This is a genomic window from Candidatus Omnitrophota bacterium (genome assembly GCA_014728045.1).
Taxonomy (GTDB): Bacteria; Omnitrophota; Gorgyraeia; order Tantalellales; family Tantalellaceae; genus WJMH01.
This window is the reverse complement of record WJMH01000015.1, coordinates 122,734-142,475: the sequence shown is the minus strand read 5'-3', so window position 1 is coordinate 142,475 and position 19,742 is coordinate 122,734. Positions and strand designations below refer to the sequence as shown.

Genomic DNA, 19,742 nt, shown 5'->3' with positions numbered 1-19,742 from the left:
TTCATTCGCCTGTTCTGGGAAGCTTCTTCTTTACCAGCTTTGCTATATTATCCACCGAATCAAAGTTCTCCAGGGTTATCTCGCTCATCCTAACCGAGATCCTGAACGATCTTTCGATGAAAGCTATAAGTTCAAAAAGCCTCAGTGAATCCACGATACCCGAACCGAACAGGGATTCGTCGTTCTTGAGGCCGCCTTCGCCATCAAGGAAATGTTCCGTGATGAATTTATTTATCCTGTCCTTCATCTTTTGCGTAAAACGTCCTTTCAGGGATTTCAATAATAATATCATAGTATGGGATAAATGAGTAGGGTGAAAAGGTTCCGCCTCTATTAAGGGCCTTCTAATAGCATTTGACAAGTAAGGGCATTTTCTCTATAATTAAAGACCTTATGTGCTTTTTCAGGTTCGTTCCCCGGTAGCTCAATCGGTAGTAGCGACTGGCTGTTAACCAGTAGGTTGTTGGTTCGAGTCCAACCCGGGGAGCCAAATATGACAATCAGCCGAAACTGAAAGTTTTGGGTCTGATTAACACTCAAACCCCACAAGTTTTAATCGGCTTGTGGGGTTTTTGATTTTAGGAGAAATATGAAAATATTGAACAATATAGTAACTATTGAAGAATTAAAAAAGATAGCTCAAGAGACTTTTGGCGATTTAGTCAAAGCGGTTGTTGATGTTGACCGTGAGTTGGTTGCTATTGACGCCGAACTTCATTCTGATCTGGAGGCCTTATTTTTAGAGGATGGTTCTAAACAATGCAGCCTTTGGGGCATTAATTTTTATCCTGATCTTGAAGGAGAAGATTTTGTTGAGTTTGATTCAATGATCAATTTGCGGCCTTCTCAGGGAAATATGACCAGAGGCGTTGATTCAAAAGATATTCAGACTAAAATTCTGGACATTACAAATAAGTGGGTAAAAAGATGAGTGTTCAGCATAAAGAGCTTTCAAGCGGGCGTTGGGCTAAAATGTCTTTAGCTGAACAATTGGCTAATGTTGGCAGTGAGGTTAGCAGAGCTTTAAACTGGCAAAAAAAAGGCAAAAAGGATTTATCCCAAAGAGCGTTTAACAGGGCATTAGAATTATTAGATATGACCATTGCCCCTATAAAAAAATATTCCAGGCTTAAAGAACTTTTCAGAGTGCGTGAAGCAATGGTTGATTTCTTTTGTGGAACAAACCAGTTTTCTTCATCTGAATTGCTGTGGCGAAAGTATTTTGACCATTTTGCTTATTTAGCAAGGAAATAGATATTATGAAGAAACGAATGACGATTCAGGATAAAGCCGAACTGGCTATGAAAAAAGCTGTCAAAAAGGTCGTTGCACAGCATAAAAAAGACGGCCGCCCGCTTGCGGTTTGGGAAAATGGAAAAGTTAAAAAAGTAGATGCGAGATAAAAACTCAAAACGTATAGATCTTTACTCGCTAGATTTTTAAAATAGGAGATAGCCATGATAAGGATACTGTTGACTTTATTATTTATTTTCAGTTTTGTTTCGAACGCATTAGCATATGAGATTATAGCTACAGATGTCTATGCATACGAATTTATGAATTCGCAATATAAGGGTAAAAATGCAAATTATGAAACCAGATATGATGTAGACATAGATCAAGGGGTTATAATTGAAAAAACTGTGAGTGGTATCGTTGATGGTGCAAATATTAATATGCCAGGGCAAATCACATTTAAGATAGTTGAAAATCAAAACGGTAGAATTGTTGCTGTTTCTTTACCAAAACATGGAGTGAATGTATTAACCTTAAACGATGACGGGACTTTTCATTTTTATCAAACGTTATATATGTTGCATGAAGGGTGGCCAGTGAAAAAAGGAACTAGTACATCGGTGGTATCATTTGGCACATTTAAAAGAGCCGAATAAATATCAGTAAATCAGCTCAAAAAACTTCTTATTTCTAGCGCCTCGCCAAGTTTTAATTTTTATAAGTAATTGACAATATTGTAGTTGTGGAGTTTGACTCGTGTCTCGTTCGGGGAGCCATTTTTAAACCCTCTGTGATGCGCCTGTTGCAGAGGGTTTTATTTTTCGGCACGATCATTAGAAGAATCGCTGGGGAAAGGGTATACTATAGAAAGCAAGAGATATAGAACAAGTGCCCTAAAAGGATACGCTTATGTCAAAGAAGAAGGTGCTCTTTATTTGCATTCACAATTCGGCGAGAAGCCAGATGGCCGAAGCTTTTCTTGATCATCTGGCGGGGCAGAGCTACCAGGCGGAAAGCGCGGGTCTTGAGCCCGGTGAACTTAATCCCCTGGTCGTGGAGGTCCTCAAGGAGGATGGCATAGATATTTCGGGCAAGAGAACGAAAAGTGTCCACGATATCTACAGGCAGGGTAGAAGCTATGATTACGTTATTACCGTCTGTAGCGCACAGGCCCGGCAAAGATGCCCCGTCTTTCCCGGGAGGGCGGAGATGATGCACTGGCCTTTCGAGGATCCCTCTTCTTTTAAGGGGTCCCGTCAGGAGAAGCTCGAAAAGACCAGGAAGATCAGGGATAAGATCAAAAAAAGGATAAAAGAGTTCATCGAGCGTCCGGGATGAACCAGCGGCCGGTTCACCGGGATTAGTTTTTTACAGGAAACCATATCCAAAGGGGGTATCTCATGGAAGCTTCTCTGTTCATAGCCAGGGTCGTCGGACCGTGGTTCGTTGTCGCGGGGGCGGGTATGCTCGCTAACCGGAGGTTCTACCAGAGAGTGATGGAGGACTTTCCCAGAAACTCCGCTCTTATACTTCTTAACGGGATGATGGCTCTTACCTTTGGTATTGTTGTTTTATTGTTCCACAATAAATGGACGGCTGACTGGAGGGTGCTGGTCACCATCTTCGGTTGGGGGGGAGTTATAAAGGGCGTATGGATGACGGTCTTTCCCGAGACGGTCTCTGTTTTTACGAGTTATTACAGCAGGAACAGGTCTCTTCTGGCCGTACACGCTGTAATTGCTCTTATTCTTGGGGGTTTTCTGCTCTACATGGGATATATCGCCGGATAATTACATTGTTTAAAGGACTTTTGCTAGCTTTTACCGACCTCAGTGCGGGAGGGCCGTCCTGCATTTTTTTGTTTAATATACGCAACTACCTATAAAGAAATAACTTATATTTAAAATTAAATGCCGGCAAGTCTTGCATTTCCTCGAATGATATGCTATACTATATTAGTATAACAAAAAGGTAGTTTAACCCTGAACGGAGAGGATAATGAGCCTGTTCGAAAAGAAGAAAATATTCTATAAGGACCTTTTCATAGCATTTATATGTATTATCATATACGGATCCGTTTTTTTCTCGATAAAGTCTTCCGCTGTTGCTAATCTCATTAATGATCATTTTCCCGGGTTCTTTTTCCAAGAAGAAGGTTCTTTTTCCGGGGACAGCTTCACGCTAGCTCCGACCCTAAGGATGAAGCCCATGATAGACATCAAAGAGACCGAAGATGGGTACGTTATCGTTGAAGAGGATGTATCCGCTTCCGAGCCGCGGCGAGTCGATATAGACGGTGCCGCCTCCGGGGATGAACGCCTGAAAATGGAAGAGGTCTTCAAGGATGATGTCGCTTTCGTTTATCTTTCACGCCTTCTAGCGCGTGCGCTTCAGTTAGGTATTACCGAACAGGGGCTTAAAGAACTCATCGCAAAACATCTTTCCCATGTTGACTTCAGGAACTTTCTCTGGAGGGAGCTTTACAGTTCGCAGGGCGCTTTCTGTATTCCGTATCTGTGCAAGGACACTTCAGCCGCTGAAGGCGAGTTTAAAAAACAGCTTCTCAAGTTCTATCTCGACGACGGGACGGAACACATCTTTGCCGAGGAAGTGGTCTTCTCCTTCGGTGACGTAAAGGCGGTTGTCGAGGATCCCGTGGTACCGAGATCACTTCCCAGGGAGGATGATGAGGGCCTTCCATCTTCGGGCATACCCGGGGTGCTGTCTTCCTTCGCCAATCCCTCCGGCATGCTTCCGGTCGAGGTCAAAATAAAGAGCGTGAAGAGGCGTGGTCCGGTGATGTTCCCCGAGAAGGAAAAAGAAGAATACATGCTTAACGCCGGGGTGCTTGACATAGATAACAAGAGGCTTCTTTTCGCAAGGAGAGCCACGGAGATAGCGGTGCATGCCGAAACAGAAGAAGGTGCTGATATCCGTCGTTCGGAGATAGGGCTTTTTGTTCATGACATAAAAAACAGGGCGGTCGTTGAAGTCGACAGACAGATGCTTGTTCCCGACGGGGAAAGCATAGTGGCCTATGAAGACGCCCGCGTTATAGAAAGAAGCGGTACGATCTACGTGTACATGACCGCTGTTGAGAGGGACGGAAGCTATTATTCGGTGGTGACGACCCACCCGGCGGAAAGCTTCATGGCCAATCTGATCAGAAAGTCCGGAAACCCCGAAGCCGAACTGGAATGGGAATGGTCCGAGCCAAGGAAGATCGTTCAGCAAGGTAGGTATTCCGAGCAGAACAACAAGAATTTCGTGCCTTTCGCCAACCCCGTCATGCTCGCCGGCAAGCAATACTGGTGCGGTCTCTACAGGCCGGATGAGGACGAAAGGTCCAGTATAAGGATGGCCGTTTCCGAGGAGGGGCTCGCCGGTCCGTGGCATGACGCAGGCCCCTACATGAAGATGAGCCCGCGGGAAGGCTGGCTGGGGGCATCAGCTTATGTCGCCGAGATGCCGTCGGAAACCGGAAGGGTGGAGTATGACTTCATGCTGTACCACAAGGCTGGATACCGCGACGGGGAAAAGAAGTCCAAATACTACGATATCAGGCTCATAGTCAGCGACAGGAACAATCCGCTTAACTATTACGCTACCGAACCCATACTTGTGCCGGAAGAGGGATACGAACTGAGAGGTTGGGTCCCGGGGGCTATTTACAGCTGCGGTGCAGTCCTTACCGAATATAATCTCGCCAAGGGGGAATACGTATTTGATGTCTACTACAGCGGTTCGGACACGGCTGTTCTGCTCGCTACGGTAACGATACAGCTTGAGGATACCGACACCGAACACATAAAAGCGCGGATGATCCGCCAGGCGCGGGAAAGCTTCGGTGATATCCATGAAGCGTTCCGCCGGCTTGAAAGTTCCCGCACCTCGGCCTTTGAAAGGGCTTCCAGGGCCAGTTATATCGATCCTACGCATGCCTATTACGATCTCGGCAAACGCACGTCCGAACTGCGCGACCGGGCAGAAGCATGGAGGATCAAATGGGCCGCGGGTTTCGGGGTGGATAAACAGCTCAGGGGCATGATCAGCCAGCTTGACAACATAATCTCCATCACCGACGGCAGAAAAAGCCAGTCCGCTTCCGGCATACACTACGGGCTCAACGCTCCTTTCAACTCCATAAAGGTGTATTTGCTGAACGCGCGTACGGATGTTCTCAGTCTGCAGCGGGAAGTGGATACATCCGGGTTCGTCGAGGTCCCGGCATACAAGACCCCGGCGAATATAAGGACGGAGTTCGATTCTTTTTGCGAAAGGTTCCAGGACCTTGAAAGGGTCCGGGACCATTTTTTCTCACTTGACGGCGAGAGCCTTTTTTCTTTCAGGACCGCCTGGCGTGAGAACATGAGCTTTGTACATGAACTGGAGCGGAAGGCCCGGGGCCTTAAGAGGGATATGGAAGAATGGAACGCCATGTGGGGTAAACAGGCGGGTATACATAAAGAGATACTTTCGGTCATAGACGCGCTTGGTGATATCGAGCAACTCTGCCACGGCAGGGAGATCTCTGCCGGCGGCGGGAATAATCTCCGGGACCTGTACTACAGGCTCAATTCTCCTTTCAACAGGGCTTCGGTACGTTTTCTCAACGCCCGGTACAGCGACGGATGGCTCAGGATGGAGGATGAGATAAACCGCAAGAACGCGAAGCTCAGGACCGATCGTATGGAAGAGAACCTGAGGGGCAAGACCTCCGAGGCCATGACCTTCATGGACACTCTCAGGTTAAGGGCATATGAAGCGCGCAAGCAGGAGGAGAGGATCATTATAGGGCTTGATACAAGCTGGATACCCGGGATGGATTCCGAGCAGGGCATCGCCATACAGTCCTTATTGAGCGCCATTTACAAGTTAGAGAGGGAAGAAGGTCTGAATAACGTTTTGGTCGTAAGAGGAAAAGGCGAAGAGCTTGCTGCCAGCCTGCTGGAAAGAGCTCAAAAGACGAATACCTCCCTCGGTAATGTGGTCGTTCTGGGAAGCGAAGAGATCCTGCGATCTGAGGCCTTTTCGGCGTTAAGGAGCACCCCGGAGGAGAAAAGAGCTTTTCTGGTGGGGGTCGATGCCGCCAAACTCACCGAGAACAGTTATATAAGGATACTTAAGATGATGTCCCTGGCGATAAAACTCTCTTTCGGGGAGATCGATTCGGTACATGACCCGAAGATAACCGCCACCCGGGCGGGCCCCAGGTTCTGGGTCTTCATACCTGAAGCCGAACCCTACGATCTGATGGAGCTAAAAAGGATTTACGATACCCAGCTCCAGGCCCTCGTTGCCGCCTAATCGGTTTTTGACTTTGAGGGCTGTCCCATTATAATTAATATATAATTAATTATTAACCGGAGGCTTTGAATGGAATGTCCTTATTGCGGCAAGACCATATCCGATACTGCCATAAGATGCAGGTACTGTAAAAAGATTCTTGAAGGTTACGCTAAAGAAAAGGATTCCCTTCCAGCAGAAGTGGCCAGTTCTTTTCTGAGAGTGCTTAAAAAAATCCTCTTCAAGGGCAGAGACAGGAAGGGATGTCCCTGGAATATGCTTGACGTACTGGCGCTTACGGTCCTTGTAGTGCTTTTTGCCGCGAACGACCCTTTTCACATAGGTTCGAGCATAGTGGGGTTCGTTAGGGCCCACGTCGGGATCGTTACAAAGGATCCCAAGCTCCTGTATTACATCAGTACTTATATAAATACCCTGATCCTCAAGGGCGCCAGCCTTGTCTTCCTGGTGGTACTTGTCAATTCGCGCAACGTCTCTTTCTGGGATTCGGTCGTAGCGCGCAAGCCCAACCCGGAGCTTTGGGAAGCGTGGCTTCCGCTATATATAGGTATATCCATACTCATCCGGGAGGTCAACATGACCAACCCGCTTGTGCCGAACCTTCCGTTCAACTCGGTGTTCCCGGAGGCGCGTCTTGCCGGGAACGTGGTCATTGTCCTTGCGGTGCTTTTCGTGGCGCCCTTCGTAGAGGAAGTCGTCTTCAGGGGGTTTCTGTACCCGGCTTTCAACAAGTACATGGGCATTTTCCCCTCGGTGGTGCTCACTTCGGTGGTATTTACCTTCGCTCATTATTCCCAGGTCAGGGAAAGTTATACTTTTATGGTAGCTTTGTTCTCGCTTAGTATTATAATAACATATGTGAGGGCGAAAACCGGCTCGACCTGGATCGCCATCATAATGCATCACGTGTACAACCTGGTCACCGTGGGAATGGGGTTTTTGGATTACTTTTTACTGAAATATTGAGACGTGTCCATGTCTAGAAGATCATCCTTTCATATTCTGACGGTTATCATCATCTCTTCTCTTTTGGCAGGTGCGGTATCTGTGAGGGGCCAGGAGAGCGCATCCGGGACGCTCGGCCGCATAGCCAGATCCATGACAGAGCTGGGTAATTACCGTCAGGCCGCGGAGGAACTTAAGCCTATGCTCGAAAGCTCTCCGGATGACGCCGAGCTTCACATGACCCTGGCGATAGCCTATTACGGTCTCATGGAGTATGAGAAGGCGCGCGAGCACTTCACTAGGGCAGAAGAACTGGGCCCGGGAAGCGAGAATATCGAACTGGTGGATTATACCCTCCGGGTCATTTACAACAATAGAGAAGTGTTAGCCGATATAGAAAGGTCCAAAGAGCTTCTTGCCTCGGAAAGCGGCCCGCGGGAACTCATAATCGAGCGGATGGCTGCGGGCCACCTGAGCGTGCTTGACAGGATAGTCTCCCGTGAGTATTATTTCCCCTCGGTCATCATGGCACATATAATATGGCTGAAGAGGAACATAGAATATCTTCCCGGGATCCATACGCTTTCGGCGGATATATACTATTCGGGGATGTTCTACGAACAGGCCATAGAGGATTACAAGAAGGCGATAGAGGAAGAGCCGGATAACGCGCGGCTTTACAGGAGTCTGGCGGACAGTTACGTCGCAACGGGTGGTTTCGACGAGGCCCAGGAACATTACCGTAAAGCCCTGGAACTGTTGAGGCGCGAAGGCAGTAAATCTTCCCTTAAGGAGGCCGACCGGATTGAGAGGATCAAAAAGGCCCTTCCCAGAAGATACCAGGATATTGCCGAGCTCATACGCCTGGGTCGTTATCAGGAGGCCGAGGAGGTATGCCGACGAAGGATTTCCCTTAACCCGGCTGATTACGCCGCGATCACCCAGATGGGTCAGATCTACTGGAAAAGGGGACAGAGAAGGACCGCGATAAAACTCTTCCGCAAGGCCATACGTATCGCGCCGGATTATCCCACCGCTCATTTATACCTGGGAAAAGCATATTTTTTCGAACGCAAAATGAAAAAGGGCATAGCCCAGTTCGATATATTCAGGGAAAAGATGGAACTGTTGCCCGATACTGACGAGGATACACAGGATTTTTATATCTCGGCGTTGAATTATATCGCCTATATGTACGCGACTTCCAAGGACTATGACGGAGCGATGGACCAGTACACCAGGATCCTCGAGATCGATCCCGAGCACCAGGACGCCCACTACAATATTGCGCTTTGCTATTACGCGGGAGAACATAACCGTTCCAGGGCGTATTCTTATCTCAAAAAGGCGATAGAGCTGGATTCCGATTCAGCTACAGCCAGGCGGGCGAAGTATTTCATCGATTACATAAGAAGGAACCCCGACCCGAGGGTTGTCGCGGATCTTACTTTCATTTACGAGGAATGACATGAAAAAGATAACGAGGGACCTTACCGGAGAAGTCCTGGATAAAGCGAAAAAAGCAAGCAGGAAAAGGTGTAATTATAATTTTCATTCCGACCACTCCGATCCCATTAACAGGATGCTTAACGCGGTGGAACCCGAGGCGTATTTCCCCCCGCACAAGCATGAAGATCCCCCCAAGCGTGAGGTCTTTATCATCCTCAAGGGGAGGGCGCTATTCCTTGAGTTCACGGATAAAGGTGACCTCGCCGATCATGTTCTGCTCGATCCGGTAAAAGGCGCCTACGGCGTCGAGGTAGCCCCGGCGAAGTGGCATTCGCTCATACCCCTTGAAAGCTCCGTTCTCTACGAGATAAAGGACGGGCCGTATGAAGAGCACCGGGATAAGATATTCGCCGACTGGGCTCCGCGTGAAAACGGCCCGGGAATAAATGAATACGTCAACAGGATAAAAAAGGAGGTGTTAGGTGAAGATAACAAGTCCCCAATTCGATAATAACGGATATATACCGGCAAAGTTCACCTGTCAGGGGAGTGACATAAATCCCGAACTGGTGATCGAGGATATTCCCGAGGAAGCCGCGAGCCTGGCCCTTATCGTGGATGACCCGGACGCTCCCATGGGAACGTGGGTCCACTGGGTGGTATACGATATACCGCCCACGGGTAAAATTGAAGAGGACAGCGTCCCGGGAAAACAGGGGCATAACGATTTCGACAGGTACAATTACGGAGGCCCTTGCCCGCCGTCGGGCACGCACCGGTATTTTTTCAAGGTTTACGCTCTCAGTAAGGAGCTGGGCCTTGAGGAAGGAATAGACAAAGAGGCTCTTGAAAAGGCGATGAAGCAACACATTATAGCCAGTTCCGAGCTCGTGGGCCTTTACAAGAAGAACTAAAGGAGAGAAAAGGTGAGAACGGGCACCGCGCGTTTACCTCTTCACGGAGGAAAGGCCCCCAGATGGCTTTTCGACAGGATGAAGCTCCTGGCGAGGGAGATCAGTCTGGCCGTATGCGGTGAATACGGCACCGAAGGATATCTGGAGAAGATCTCCGATCCTTTCTGGTTCCAGGCTTTCGGATGCGTTCTCGGGTTCGACTGGCACTCTTCGGGAGTGACCACCACCGTTTGCGGCGCGCTGAAAGCCGCCCTTGAGGATGCCGGAAAGGAGGTCGGCCTTTTTGTCTGCGGAGGGAAGGGGGCCACCTCGAGAAAGACGCCCTCTGAACTGGAGTCCCTGGCCGAAAAGAGGCTGGTGGATGCCGATCCGGAAAAACTTGTTTATGCCAGCAGGATGTCCGCCAAGGTCGACAACACCGCCGTACAGGACGGCTATCAGCTTTACCACCACACCTTCCTGGTCGACCGTTCCGGAAGGTGGGCGGTAGTGCAGCAGGGCATGAACGCGGATAGCCGATGGGCGCGGCGATATCACTGGCTGGGCAGCCGGGTGGCCGACTTCGTGTGTGAGCCGCACAGCGCCGTCTGCTGCGATCAGAGGAACGAGGCGCTGAATATGGTCGACCGGAAAAGCGCCCGGGCAAGAACCCTTACCGCGGAGCTGGCGCGCCGGGACCCGGTAAAGACGGTCTCTGAATACAAGCGGATAGATTCGCTTAGACTTTCATCGAGGCATCACGTTACAAAGCGGGATATAAGGCCCGAGAACCTCAAGAAGATTCTTCTTGGCTCTTACCGGAAGGTCCCGGCTAACTTTGAGCAGCTGCTGGGGCTGCGCGGGGTTGGGCCGGCCACTATCCGGGCGTTAGCTCTGATCTCGGAGCTGGTATACGGCGCCAAGCCGAGTTTCCGCGATCCTGCCAGGTTCAGTTTCGCTCACGGGGGCAAGGACGGGCATCCCTATCCGGTGAACAGGCAGGTATATGACAGCTCAATAGACTTTTTGAGGCGCGCCGTTTCAAAGGCCCGTATAGGTTCTACCGATAAAATGAAGGCGTTCAAGAGGCTCAGCCGGTATGGATAAAGTCAGGGGGCTTGCTTATCGTTTTTTTTAGGGTATTATATATTTGTTAGTCTCATGGTGTGCGTAATGAACAGGGAGGTAGATCATGTCTGTAGGTAAATCGGTTGACATACTACTGGTCGAGGATAATCCGAACGACGCCGAGCTTATAGCGAGGGCTCTTGAAAAACACAAGTTCATAAAGAAGGTGCATGTCGTTGAGTCGGGTGAGGAGGCCCTTGACTTTCTTTTCGCGCGGGGCAAGTTCGAGAAGAGAAAAAGAGAACCTGCCGTCAAACTGGTTTTTCTGGACCTCAACCTGCCCGGGATGAGCGGTATCGACGTCTTGAAGGAAATGAGGGCGGACGACAGTACGCGCAATATGCCCGTCGTTGTTCTTACCGTTTCCAAGGAAGAAGGGGACATGCTTGACAGCTACAGTCTAGATGTCAGCAGGTACATAGTCAAGCCCGCGAGTTTCGACAGGTTCGCGGAAGAGCTCTCGGAACTGGCCCTTTACTGGCTTCTTTTTGACCAGTTGCCGGATTGAGGATGTCCGTCTTATCTATTCAGGGCACCGGTAACATTGTTTTCCCTTCCGATATAATGTATACTCTAACGGAATCCGTGTATCTAATAAATTATCCTAAGCACATATTATGCAGAAAGAATCACAACTGAAAAGAGAGCTGGGCCTCTTGGACGTCTTTTGTATTGCTTCCGGGGCCATGATAAGCTCCGGTCTTTTCGTGCTGCCGGGTCTGGCGCATGCTCTGGCGGGGCCGGCGGTAACAATATCCTATATGCTCGCAAGTTTACTCGCCATGGCTGGCATGCTAAGCCAGGCGGAGCTGGTATCGGCGATGCCCCGCGCCGGAGGGACCTATTTTTATGTTACGCGCAGTATGGGTCCCGCGCTTGGAACGATCAACGGGCTGCTTACCTGGCTCTCTATTTCCCTGAAAAGCTCTTTCGCCCTTGTGGGCATGGCAGCATTCACCACTCTGGTGGTCGACTGGGACCCCAGGTTCATCGCTCTTGGGTTCTGCCTGATTTTTCTTTTGATCAACTTCATCGGTATCAAGGAAGCGGGAAGGGTGCAGATATCCATTGTTGCCGTGCTTCTTATACTGCTGGTCATATACATAGTCAAAGGCGTGCCCGCTATAGAAAAAGCGAATTTTCGACCCTTCGCTCCCCATGGGATGACCGCGATATTCTCGACCGCGGGTTTCGTGTTCGTTTCCTACGGGGGTCTTCTCAAGATAGGCAGTATAGCCGAGGAAGTGAAGAACCCGGCAAGGACCGTCCCCCTGGGGATGATAATATCCCTGGTTTCGGTGAGCGTGCTTTATATCATAACCGTCTTTGTGACTTCGGGCGTCTTGAGCAACGAACAGCTGAACAGGTCCCTTACCCCCATATCTGACGGTGCGTTTGTTTTTATGGGTGAGTGGGGGAAGGTGGCTCTCGGGGTGGCCGCTATCCTCGCTTTCGTATCGACCGCGAACGCGGGTATAATGTCCGCTTCAAGATATCCCCTGGCGCTGAGCCGCGATCACCTTCTGCCGGAAGTGTTCGGCCGGATCAACCCCAGGTTCAAGACCCCCGGTTTCGCTATACTGGTCACCGGGATCATTATGATAAGCGCGTTATTCCTGGACCTTTATGTGCTGGTGGAAGTGGCATCCACGGTGCTTATACTTACCTTCATGTTCTCGTGCCTCTGCGTTATCATCATGCGCGAGAGCAAGGTCCAGAACTATCAACCAAAGTTCCTTTCGCCGCTTTATCCGTGGGCCCAGCTTGTGGGCATATTCGGATGCTGGCTACTGGTCGTTAACATGGGGAAAGAGGCGCTCTTCATAGGATCGCTCCTTTTCGCCTGCGGCCTTACTGTCTTCTGGTTCTACGGCAGGCTCAGGGTGAACAGGGATTTCGCCCTGCTTCACCTTATAGAGAGAATAACGCCACGGGAACTTGTGGACGTATCTCTTGAGAGGGAACTCAGGGAGATCATCCTTGAAAGAGACGAAGTCGTAAAAGACAGGTTCGACAGGATCATAGAAAAAAGCGATGTTCTTGACATATCCGGGTCCGTGACCATGTACGATTTTTTTAAACTGGCGGCGGAAAAACTTTCCCCGAAGATAGATGTCCCTTCCTCGCATCTGGTGGAACTTCTCCTGGAAAGGGAAAGGCAGAGCAGTACCGTGTTGAGCCCGGGCCTGGCGATACCGCATATAATCATTGAGGGCGCAGAGAAGTTCTGCATATTGGTTGCTCGTTGCAGGGAAGGCATAATATTCCCCGGTAAGGACAGAAAGGTCCATATCGTGTTCGTGATAGCCGGCACGAAGGACGAGCGCAACTTCCACCTGAGGGCTCTTTCGGCAATAGCGCAGATAGTGCAGGATCCCAAGTTCGAGCAACGCTGGATGAAAGCCAGGGACACAGAGGTCCTTCGCGACCTTATTCTCACCGGGAAACGCAAGCGCCACGATTAAAGAGCACACCAGTCCATTTGCCGGGTTTTTCCCCGAATTTTAGTCTTGACAATCCATCCCAAAAGTATTATATTTGTGAAATCAGGAACGAAATCTGTGAATATTGTTACAAACTATCATGGCTGACAAGAAGATACCAGAAGGGACCATATCCCGCTTATTCGTTTATTTCAGGGAGATATCAAAGCTCGTCGATCTCAAGATAAGGACCATATCCTCGGCGGAGCTCGGGGAGCGGACCAACCTGAGCGACGCGCAGGTAAGAAGGGATTTGGGGTATTTCGGCCAGTTCGGTGTCAGTGGTTCCGGATACGATACCGCCGAGCTTAAAGAAGCTCTGGAGAAGATACTCGGCAAGGACAAGACGTGGAATGTGGCGGTGGTAGGCGCCGGGAGACTGGGGCAGGCGCTCATGTCGTATTCGGGCTTCAAGGAGCACGGTCTTGAAGTGGTGGCGGCCTTTGACGCCAGTTCCCGCAAGGTCGGCAGGGAGATAGGCGGTATAAAGATAAAACCTGTTGACGAACTGCCCAAAGTGGTCTCTAATAAGAGAATATCGATCGGTATCATCGCCGTCCCGGCCGAGAACGCGCAGGAAGTCGCCGATAAACTGAACAGCGCCGGCGTCAAGTGCCTGCTGAATTTCGCGCCGGTAAGCCTTAACGTGCCCGAGGACGTTAAGGTCAAGGACGTTGATCTTTCGAGGGAACTTGAGACATTATCTTATTTCCTGGCGAGGTAGAATTATATGAAATTTATAACCAATGAAAACCTGGCAGAGCTGCTTGATGCCCTTAAAGAAGATTACAGGGTTTTCGTGCCCGTCAAAAAGACCGATATCGGAAGCTACCCGATCAAAAAGGGAGCACAGCGGTATTACCGCGAATACGAGGAGTTCACCGATGATATCGTGATAGGCGAGGTGCGGCCCTTCGAGCCGCTCAAGGCGTTCTTCACTGCCGCCAGGGAAGTTGTCGCGAAGGGGTTCACCTCCGAAGTCCCGCATCAGGAGGATAAGCCTTTCGCCATTGTCGGGGTAAAGAACTGCGACCTCCGTCAGGGATTCGCCGTGCAGGACCATGTCTACAAGGACCATGATTACGAGGATCCCTTCTACGTGAAGAACCGCGAGAACAATCTGATAATCGCTTCCGACTGCACATGTGCCATAGATACCTGTTTCTGCCGCGCCGCGGGGAACCAGCCTTATCCGGAAGAGAATTACGATATCAACCTTTCCCCGGTCAGAGACGGCTACCTGGTCGAGGTCGGTTCCGCGAAAGGCGAGAACCTGCTTGAGAAGCACGCCTCGCTCATCGAGCAGGTCGGCGAGGAAAGAGCCCGGGAAAGGGACCAGCAGCGCCAGAGGGTCACCGAAGAGGTAGACAGCAACATAGAACAATACGAGGTCCCGACCTACAGCAAGTTCAAAAGCGACATCATCGAAAGGAACTGGGATTCGGACGTCTGGTACGAAGAGTCCAAGACATGTGTTGAGTGCGGCGCATGCACCATAATATGCCCGACTTGCCACTGTTTCTTCCTGTATGATCAGAAGGACGGGGATAAGATGGAACGCCTGCGCGTGTGGGATTCCTGCATGCTCAAGCATTACGCGAGGGTCGCCGGGGGGGAGAATCCCAGGGGCGAGCTATGGATGCGGCTGCGAAACAGATTCGAGAAGAAATTCGACTTTTTCCCCAAAGTAGCGGATTTTTACGCTTGCACGGGATGCGGAAGGTGTGTATCCGCCTGCCCGGCGAAAATAGACATAAGAAAAGTACTGAAACGGCTGGTAGACAATGTGTAGCGGTAACAGGGACAAGAACATATACAGGCCCATAGAAACGGAAGTTCTCGATGTGGTCACCGAGAGCCCGGCGATCAAGACCGTCAAGCTCAGGCCCAGGGAAGAGCTTACCTTCCAGACGGGACAGTTCATCGAGCTTACCGTGCCCGGCGTGGGGGAGGCTCCTTTTACGCCTTCTTCGTCCCCGGCGGTAAAGGATACGATGGATGTCACCATCATGAAGGTCGGCAAGGTCACCGAAAAGGTGCACGAGCTGAAAAAAGGCGATATAGTGGGACTGCGCGGACCTTACGGGGTTGGGTATCCGCTGGATGAGTACAAGGACAAGGAAGTGCTGGTTTTCGGCGGGGGAGTGGGGCTGGCTCCCCTGAGGAGCCTTATGTTCGCCCTTCTTGACAGGATAGACGATTTCAAAAAGTTGTATTTCCGTTACGGGGCGAAGACCCCCGGGGATATCATTTACAAGGACCTGGTCAGGGAATGGTCCCAAAGGAAGGACCTCGATTTCAGGATCACGGTCGACAAGGCCGACGAGGAATGGACCGGCCACGTGGGACTTGTTACCACGATACTCGATGACATGGACGTTGACCTTGAGACGGCGATAGCGGTCGTCTGCGGCCCTCCCATAATGATGAAGTTCGGTACTTTCAAGCTTCTGGAACTGGGGTTCAAGGAACATAACATATATCTTTCCATGGAAAAGAACATGTCCTGCGGCCTGGGCAAATGCGGGCACTGCAGGATAGGCACTTATTACGCGTGCAAGGACGGGCCGGTATTCAGTTACGATAAGATCAAGGATTTTCACGACATCTGGCAGTGAGCGAGAGGATCACATGGATACAAGCGCAAAACAGGTATATCACGGTGAAATAAACACCGAGCCGAAAAAGGGCAAGGACAAGAGGCTCTTTATCGACCTGGACGTGTGCGCCTCCGGGGAATGCCAGGACTGCCAGATAAAATGCAGCTATCTTTACCACAGGCAGACGGGCAATAACGGCATTATCTCTGTGGCGGAACTTGCCACTTACGCTCTGGTATGCCGCCGGTGCGAGGAGCCTCATTGCGTGGCCTCATGCCCCACCGATGCGCTCGAGCAGCAGATGGAAAAGGACAAGTTCCTTATCAGGCATAACTTAAGGTGTATAAGCTGCAGGTCCTGTTCGCATGCCTGCCCGTACGGGGTTATATATCCGGAGCTGGTGCCCCTTCTTGTGCACAACTGTGATTTCTGCCTGGACAGGCGCAGTGACGAGGAAGAACCCCTTTGCATAAAGACCTGCCCCTACGGGGCGCTGAGCCTTAAAGAAGGCGATGTTGAACTTGACGAGAACACTTTTCTGGTGGGGAATAATATCATCGTCCATTCGACACACTGGGATTGGGAGAAAGCGTGAGTTATATATATTACTTACTTATATACGGTTTCCTGCTGACGGCTGTTCTAGGCCTGGCGGCGAGCTGGATCGACAGGAAGGTCACAGCGCGCGTTCAGTACCGCGTGGGACCTCCCTTATTGCAGCCGGTATACGACATTATTAAACTTCTCGGCAAGGAAACGCTTCTGCCGTCGGGTTCTTCCCGGCTTTTGTTCCTGGGAGCGCCTCTTCTTTCTCTGGGAAGCGTCGTGCTGGTCTCCACCATACTGTGGATGAACAACCTTGACCCGTCGAAGACATTTATAGGCGATATCATAGTGGTCATATATTTTCTGACGGTGCCGTCACTGAGCCTGATAATGGGAGGGTTCGCTTCCGGAAACCCGCTTTCGGCGATAGGTTCCTCAAGAGAGGCGAAACTTGTCCTGAGCTATGAACTGCCGTTCATACTGGCCATACTTGTCCCGGTCATCCATTCGGAGTTCAGCATACGGCTGGGCAACATCCTTGCGGCACAGGCGGGGCAGGGGGTCTTTGTCGGCAGTCTTTCAGGGGTGCTGGCGCTTATTGTGGTGGTCATTTGCATGCAGGCCAAGCTGGGGCTTGTCCCCTTTGACGCCGCCGAAGCCGAAACGGAGATAACCGGCGGGTGTCTTCTTGAATATTCGGGTGCCGGCCTTGCTCTATTCAAGCTGAGTAAGTACATGCTTCTTTTTGTACTGCCGTTTTTTATCATTATCCTTTTCATGGGCGGGATAAGGCTGGACGGGATCCATCTTGTGTGGGGTCTATTGAAGTATCTCGGCCTGGTAGCGCTTGTAACTGTAATAAGGAATACCAATCCCAGGGTCAGGATAGACCAGGCGGTGAGGTTCTTCTGGGGGCCCGTGACCGCCATCGCGATCGTGGCGGTCGTCCTGGCATTCATGGGAATATAAAGTTTTTAAACGGGAATGGATCATGAGCGTAAAGATAAAAGCATTATTGAAGTCGCCCTGGGTTTTCCACCTTTCCACGGGCAGTTGTAACAACTGTGATATTGAAGTGCTGGACTGCCTTACTCCGAGGTTCGATATAGAGCGTTTCGGGATGCAGCTTGCGGGCAGCATAAAACACGCGGACATACTTCTTGTCACCGGGTCCGGCAACCGCAAGTCCATGGAAAGAGTGAAAAGGATATATCAGCAGATATCAAAACCCTGCCTGGTTGTCGCTATAGGCGAGTGTTCGCTTTCCCGGGGGATGTTCATACACAGTTATAACTGCCCGGTTCCGGTGGACAAGGTGCTGCCGGTCGACGTGTATATCCCCGGATGCCCCCCGAAGCCGGAAGCGATCATAGCGGGTATAACCAAGCTTATACAGAAGGTCGAGCGGGAAGGGCTCGCCGGGAAAAAGACCGGAGAGAGAGAAAATGAACAGGACTGAAATACTTAGCAGCATAAAGAACAGATTCTCCCAGAGCGTGATCAGCGTGCTGGACAAGCACGAGGACCGGGTGTATATCGACATAAAACCGGAGTCGCTTGTCGAGATCGCGACATACGTGTTCAAGGACCTGGGCGCGCGGTTCAACATAGCCACGGGGCTTGACACCAGGTACCTGATAGAGATACTTTACCATTTCACGATCGATCAGATGAACCTCATGATCTCGCTGAGGGTGAAGCTCCAGAAAGATAAACTGGTCATTGACTCTCTGGCGCCGGTCTTTGAAGGGGCAAACTGGATAGAACGGGAGATGAACGAGATGCTGGGAATAGAGTTCAGGGGCCACCCGGACATGAGGCGCCTGCTTCTTCCCGATGACTGGCCCGAAGGGGTCTATCCGCTCAGGGCGGAGTACGAGGAATGGGACGAGAACGCCATCAGGGACCGCGGGATCGAGTGATCCTCGCTTGTTGCTGGATGTGCCACAAAAATAAAAGAGAAACATACCATGGCAAAAAGAACGATAGTACCGATAGGACCATATCATCCTCTTCTGGAGGAACCGGAATTCTTCACGCTGACGGTCGAGGGGGAAAGGGTCGTTGATATCGACGCCCAGGTCGGGTATAACCACAGGGGCATCGAGAAACTTTCCGAGATGAAGACTTTCGACCAGTCCGTTTTCGTTATCGAGAGGATCTGCGGGATATGCTCGACCAGCCATCCCTTCGCGTTCACCCGCGCGGTCGAGAACGTTATCCCCATGGAGGTCCCCGAGAGGGCAAAATATATCAGGACGGTAATAGGCGAGGGGGAAAGGATACATTCGCATCTTTTGTGGCTGGGTCTGGCGGGCCATTTTCTGGGGTACAATACCGTGTACATGTGGGCCTGGAAACTGAGGGAGGAGATCCTGGACGTCATGGAGATCCTTTCAGGGAACCGGAATAACTATGCCATGTTCCGTCCCGGCGGGGTAAGAAGGGATTTCCGCAGCGAGGACATACCCCTTGTGCTGAAAAAGATCGATTCGATAAAGCCCACGCTCGAGATGCTTCACAAGGCGGTCATCGATGACCCGGTGCTTCATGCCAGGACAAAAGGCGTAGGCGTGCTCACCGAGGAAGAGGCGATCGATTTCTGCGCGCTGGGACCGACCTCGAGAGCTTCCGGGGTGGCAAAGGATGTCAGAAAAGACCTGCCGTACGCGGCGTATGACAGGGTCGAGTGGGACATGATAGTCACCCATAACGGTGATGTCTTCGATAAGCTGATAGTGAGGATACTGGAGATGTTCGAGTCCATTAAGATCATAGAGCAGTGTCTCAAGAACCTCCCCGGCGGGGAGATAGACGCCGACCTCAAGAGCATACCGCCCGGGGAAGGGATAGGTACTCACGAAGCCCCCAGGGGGGAATGCTTTCATTACGTCAGGTCTGACGGGACGAATTCGCCCGCGAGACACAAGGTTCGCGCTCCCACCTTCATGAATCTGCCTACTTACAAGGCGACCGTCGTGGGGGAGACCATATCGGACGCGACCATCATCCTGGCGGCGATAGATCCGTGCTACTGCTGTACCGAAAGGATGGCGGTCAAGGACACCTCCGGTAAGAAAATGTACAACGGGCAGGATCTTATAAGGCTTTCGCAGGAGAAAACCGAAAAACTGAGGAAAACCAGGAACAAATAA

23 protein-coding genes and 1 tRNA gene are annotated in these 19,742 nt (G+C 50.7%); 23 read left to right on the top strand and 1 reads right to left on the bottom strand.

Going from position 1 to position 19,742, the window contains the following annotated elements; all coding sequences use genetic code 11:
* Position 1: 1 nt before the first annotated feature.
* Entirely contained in the window at positions 2-292 is a 291-nt protein-coding gene (locus tag GF409_05835; GenBank protein MBD3426732.1) for an acyl carrier protein, read from the bottom strand.
* A 121-nt stretch (positions 293-413) separates the two neighbouring features.
* Between GF409_05835 and GF409_05830 the strand changes: the two genes are divergently transcribed.
* The 23 genes from GF409_05830 to GF409_05720 all read left to right on the top strand — a co-directional run bounded on the left by GF409_05830 (position 414) and on the right by GF409_05720 (position 19,742).
* Positions 414-490, top strand: a tRNA-Asn gene (locus tag GF409_05830).
* A 99-nt stretch (positions 491-589) separates the two neighbouring features.
* Positions 590-931 carry a hypothetical protein gene (locus GF409_05825; protein MBD3426731.1) on the top strand — a complete coding sequence of 114 codons (342 nt, stop codon included), beginning with the start codon at positions 590-592 and terminating at the stop codon, positions 929-931.
* Positions 916-1,254, top strand: coding sequence for a hypothetical protein (locus tag GF409_05820; GenBank protein MBD3426730.1), 339 nt, complete (start codon positions 916-918; stop codon positions 1,252-1,254). Before GF409_05825 ends, GF409_05820 begins: the two co-directional genes overlap by 16 nt.
* Before the next feature lie 5 nt (positions 1,255-1,259).
* Positions 1,260-1,403: a hypothetical protein gene (locus tag GF409_05815; protein MBD3426729.1), complete on the top strand. Its 144-nt coding sequence runs from the start codon at positions 1,260-1,262 to the stop codon at positions 1,401-1,403.
* A gap of 54 nt (positions 1,404-1,457) precedes the next feature.
* Positions 1,458-1,892, top strand: a complete 435-nt coding sequence (locus GF409_05810; protein MBD3426728.1) for a hypothetical protein — start codon at positions 1,458-1,460, stop codon at positions 1,890-1,892.
* 253 nt (positions 1,893-2,145) lie between these two features.
* Positions 2,146-2,574, top strand: a complete 429-nt coding sequence (locus GF409_05805) for an arsenate reductase ArsC (GenBank protein ID MBD3426727.1) — start codon at positions 2,146-2,148, stop codon at positions 2,572-2,574.
* A gap of 62 nt (positions 2,575-2,636) precedes the next feature.
* A complete protein-coding gene (locus GF409_05800) occupies positions 2,637-3,026 on the top strand; it encodes a hypothetical protein (GenBank protein ID MBD3426726.1) in 390 nt (129 codons plus the stop codon).
* Between the two features lie 208 nt (positions 3,027-3,234).
* The gene (locus GF409_05795; protein ID MBD3426725.1) at positions 3,235-6,543 is read left to right on the top strand and encodes a hypothetical protein; all 3,309 of its coding nucleotides are present in this window, start codon (positions 3,235-3,237) and stop codon (positions 6,541-6,543) included.
* 69 nt (positions 6,544-6,612) lie between these two features.
* Positions 6,613-7,509, top strand: coding sequence for a CPBP family intramembrane metalloprotease (locus tag GF409_05790; protein ID MBD3426724.1), 897 nt, complete (start codon positions 6,613-6,615; stop codon positions 7,507-7,509).
* 9 nt (positions 7,510-7,518) lie between these two features.
* The gene (locus tag GF409_05785; protein ID MBD3426723.1) at positions 7,519-8,955 is read left to right on the top strand and encodes a tetratricopeptide repeat protein; all 1,437 of its coding nucleotides are present in this window, start codon (positions 7,519-7,521) and stop codon (positions 8,953-8,955) included.
* 1 nt (position 8,956) lies between these two features.
* Positions 8,957-9,448 carry a cupin fold metalloprotein, WbuC family gene (locus tag GF409_05780; GenBank protein ID MBD3426722.1) on the top strand — a complete coding sequence of 164 codons (492 nt, stop codon included), beginning with the start codon at positions 8,957-8,959 and terminating at the stop codon, positions 9,446-9,448.
* On the top strand, positions 9,420-9,851 hold the full coding sequence (locus GF409_05775) for a YbhB/YbcL family Raf kinase inhibitor-like protein (GenBank protein ID MBD3426721.1): 432 nt from the start codon (positions 9,420-9,422) through the stop codon (positions 9,849-9,851). Before GF409_05780 ends, GF409_05775 begins: the two co-directional genes overlap by 29 nt.
* Positions 9,852-9,863: 12 nt before the next feature.
* Entirely contained in the window at positions 9,864-10,937 is a 1,074-nt protein-coding gene (locus GF409_05770) for a DUF763 domain-containing protein (GenBank protein MBD3426720.1), read from the top strand.
* An 85-nt stretch (positions 10,938-11,022) separates the two neighbouring features.
* Entirely contained in the window at positions 11,023-11,466 is a 444-nt protein-coding gene (locus GF409_05765; protein MBD3426719.1) for a response regulator, read from the top strand.
* A gap of 109 nt (positions 11,467-11,575) precedes the next feature.
* A complete protein-coding gene (locus GF409_05760; GenBank protein ID MBD3426718.1) occupies positions 11,576-13,423 on the top strand; it encodes an amino acid permease in 1,848 nt (615 codons plus the stop codon).
* Between the two features lie 118 nt (positions 13,424-13,541).
* Positions 13,542-14,165: a redox-sensing transcriptional repressor Rex gene (locus GF409_05755; protein MBD3426717.1), complete on the top strand. Its 624-nt coding sequence runs from the start codon at positions 13,542-13,544 to the stop codon at positions 14,163-14,165.
* A gap of 6 nt (positions 14,166-14,171) precedes the next feature.
* Complete coding sequence (locus GF409_05750) at positions 14,172-15,233, top strand: hypothetical protein (protein ID MBD3426716.1); 1,062 nt, start codon at positions 14,172-14,174, stop codon at positions 15,231-15,233.
* Entirely contained in the window at positions 15,226-16,059 is an 834-nt protein-coding gene (locus GF409_05745) for an oxidoreductase (GenBank protein ID MBD3426715.1), read from the top strand. The genes GF409_05750 and GF409_05745 overlap by 8 nt, the downstream gene beginning before the upstream one ends.
* 13 nt (positions 16,060-16,072) lie before the next feature.
* Entirely contained in the window at positions 16,073-16,636 is a 564-nt protein-coding gene (locus tag GF409_05740; GenBank protein ID MBD3426714.1) for a 4Fe-4S ferredoxin, read from the top strand.
* On the top strand, positions 16,615-17,556 hold the full coding sequence (locus GF409_05735) for a hypothetical protein (GenBank protein ID MBD3426713.1): 942 nt from the start codon (positions 16,615-16,617) through the stop codon (positions 17,554-17,556). Before GF409_05740 ends, GF409_05735 begins: the two co-directional genes overlap by 22 nt.
* Before the next feature lie 22 nt (positions 17,557-17,578).
* On the top strand, positions 17,579-18,046 hold the full coding sequence (nuoB, locus tag GF409_05730; GenBank protein MBD3426712.1) for an NADH-quinone oxidoreductase subunit NuoB: 468 nt from the start codon (positions 17,579-17,581) through the stop codon (positions 18,044-18,046).
* A complete protein-coding gene (locus GF409_05725) occupies positions 18,033-18,509 on the top strand; it encodes a hypothetical protein (protein MBD3426711.1) in 477 nt (158 codons plus the stop codon). Before nuoB ends, GF409_05725 begins: the two co-directional genes overlap by 14 nt.
* Positions 18,510-18,557: 48 nt before the next feature.
* Positions 18,558-19,742, top strand: coding sequence for an NADH:ubiquinone oxidoreductase (locus GF409_05720; protein MBD3426710.1), 1,185 nt, complete (start codon positions 18,558-18,560; stop codon positions 19,740-19,742).

What these genes read in the sequence shown, in the direction of transcription:
- GF409_05835 (MBD3426732.1), bottom strand. Translation starts at nt 292, where the DNA reads ATGATATTATTATTGAAATCCCTGAAAGGACGTTTTACGCAAAAGATG.
- GF409_05825 (MBD3426731.1), top strand. Translation starts at nt 590, where the DNA reads ATGAAAATATTGAACAATATAGTAACTATTGAAGAATTAAAAAAGATA.
- GF409_05815 (MBD3426729.1), top strand. Translation starts at nt 1,260, where the DNA reads ATGAAGAAACGAATGACGATTCAGGATAAAGCCGAACTGGCTATGAAA.
- GF409_05810 (MBD3426728.1), top strand. Translation starts at nt 1,458, where the DNA reads ATGATAAGGATACTGTTGACTTTATTATTTATTTTCAGTTTTGTTTCG.
- GF409_05805 (MBD3426727.1), top strand. Translation starts at nt 2,146, where the DNA reads ATGTCAAAGAAGAAGGTGCTCTTTATTTGCATTCACAATTCGGCGAGA.
- GF409_05800 (MBD3426726.1), top strand. Translation starts at nt 2,637, where the DNA reads ATGGAAGCTTCTCTGTTCATAGCCAGGGTCGTCGGACCGTGGTTCGTT.
- GF409_05795 (MBD3426725.1), top strand. Translation starts at nt 3,235, where the DNA reads ATGAGCCTGTTCGAAAAGAAGAAAATATTCTATAAGGACCTTTTCATA.
- GF409_05790 (MBD3426724.1), top strand. Translation starts at nt 6,613, where the DNA reads ATGGAATGTCCTTATTGCGGCAAGACCATATCCGATACTGCCATAAGA.
- GF409_05785 (MBD3426723.1), top strand. Translation starts at nt 7,519, where the DNA reads ATGTCTAGAAGATCATCCTTTCATATTCTGACGGTTATCATCATCTCT.
- GF409_05780 (MBD3426722.1), top strand. Translation starts at nt 8,957, where the DNA reads ATGAAAAAGATAACGAGGGACCTTACCGGAGAAGTCCTGGATAAAGCG.
- GF409_05765 (MBD3426719.1), top strand. Translation starts at nt 11,023, where the DNA reads ATGTCTGTAGGTAAATCGGTTGACATACTACTGGTCGAGGATAATCCG.
- GF409_05760 (MBD3426718.1), top strand. Translation starts at nt 11,576, where the DNA reads ATGCAGAAAGAATCACAACTGAAAAGAGAGCTGGGCCTCTTGGACGTC.
- GF409_05755 (MBD3426717.1), top strand. Translation starts at nt 13,542, where the DNA reads ATGGCTGACAAGAAGATACCAGAAGGGACCATATCCCGCTTATTCGTT.
- GF409_05750 (MBD3426716.1), top strand. Translation starts at nt 14,172, where the DNA reads ATGAAATTTATAACCAATGAAAACCTGGCAGAGCTGCTTGATGCCCTT.
- GF409_05745 (MBD3426715.1), top strand. Translation starts at nt 15,226, where the DNA reads ATGTGTAGCGGTAACAGGGACAAGAACATATACAGGCCCATAGAAACG.
- GF409_05740 (MBD3426714.1), top strand. Translation starts at nt 16,073, where the DNA reads ATGGATACAAGCGCAAAACAGGTATATCACGGTGAAATAAACACCGAG.
- nuoB (MBD3426712.1), top strand. Translation starts at nt 17,579, where the DNA reads ATGAGCGTAAAGATAAAAGCATTATTGAAGTCGCCCTGGGTTTTCCAC.
- GF409_05725 (MBD3426711.1), top strand. Translation starts at nt 18,033, where the DNA reads ATGAACAGGACTGAAATACTTAGCAGCATAAAGAACAGATTCTCCCAG.
- GF409_05720 (MBD3426710.1), top strand. Translation starts at nt 18,558, where the DNA reads ATGGCAAAAAGAACGATAGTACCGATAGGACCATATCATCCTCTTCTG.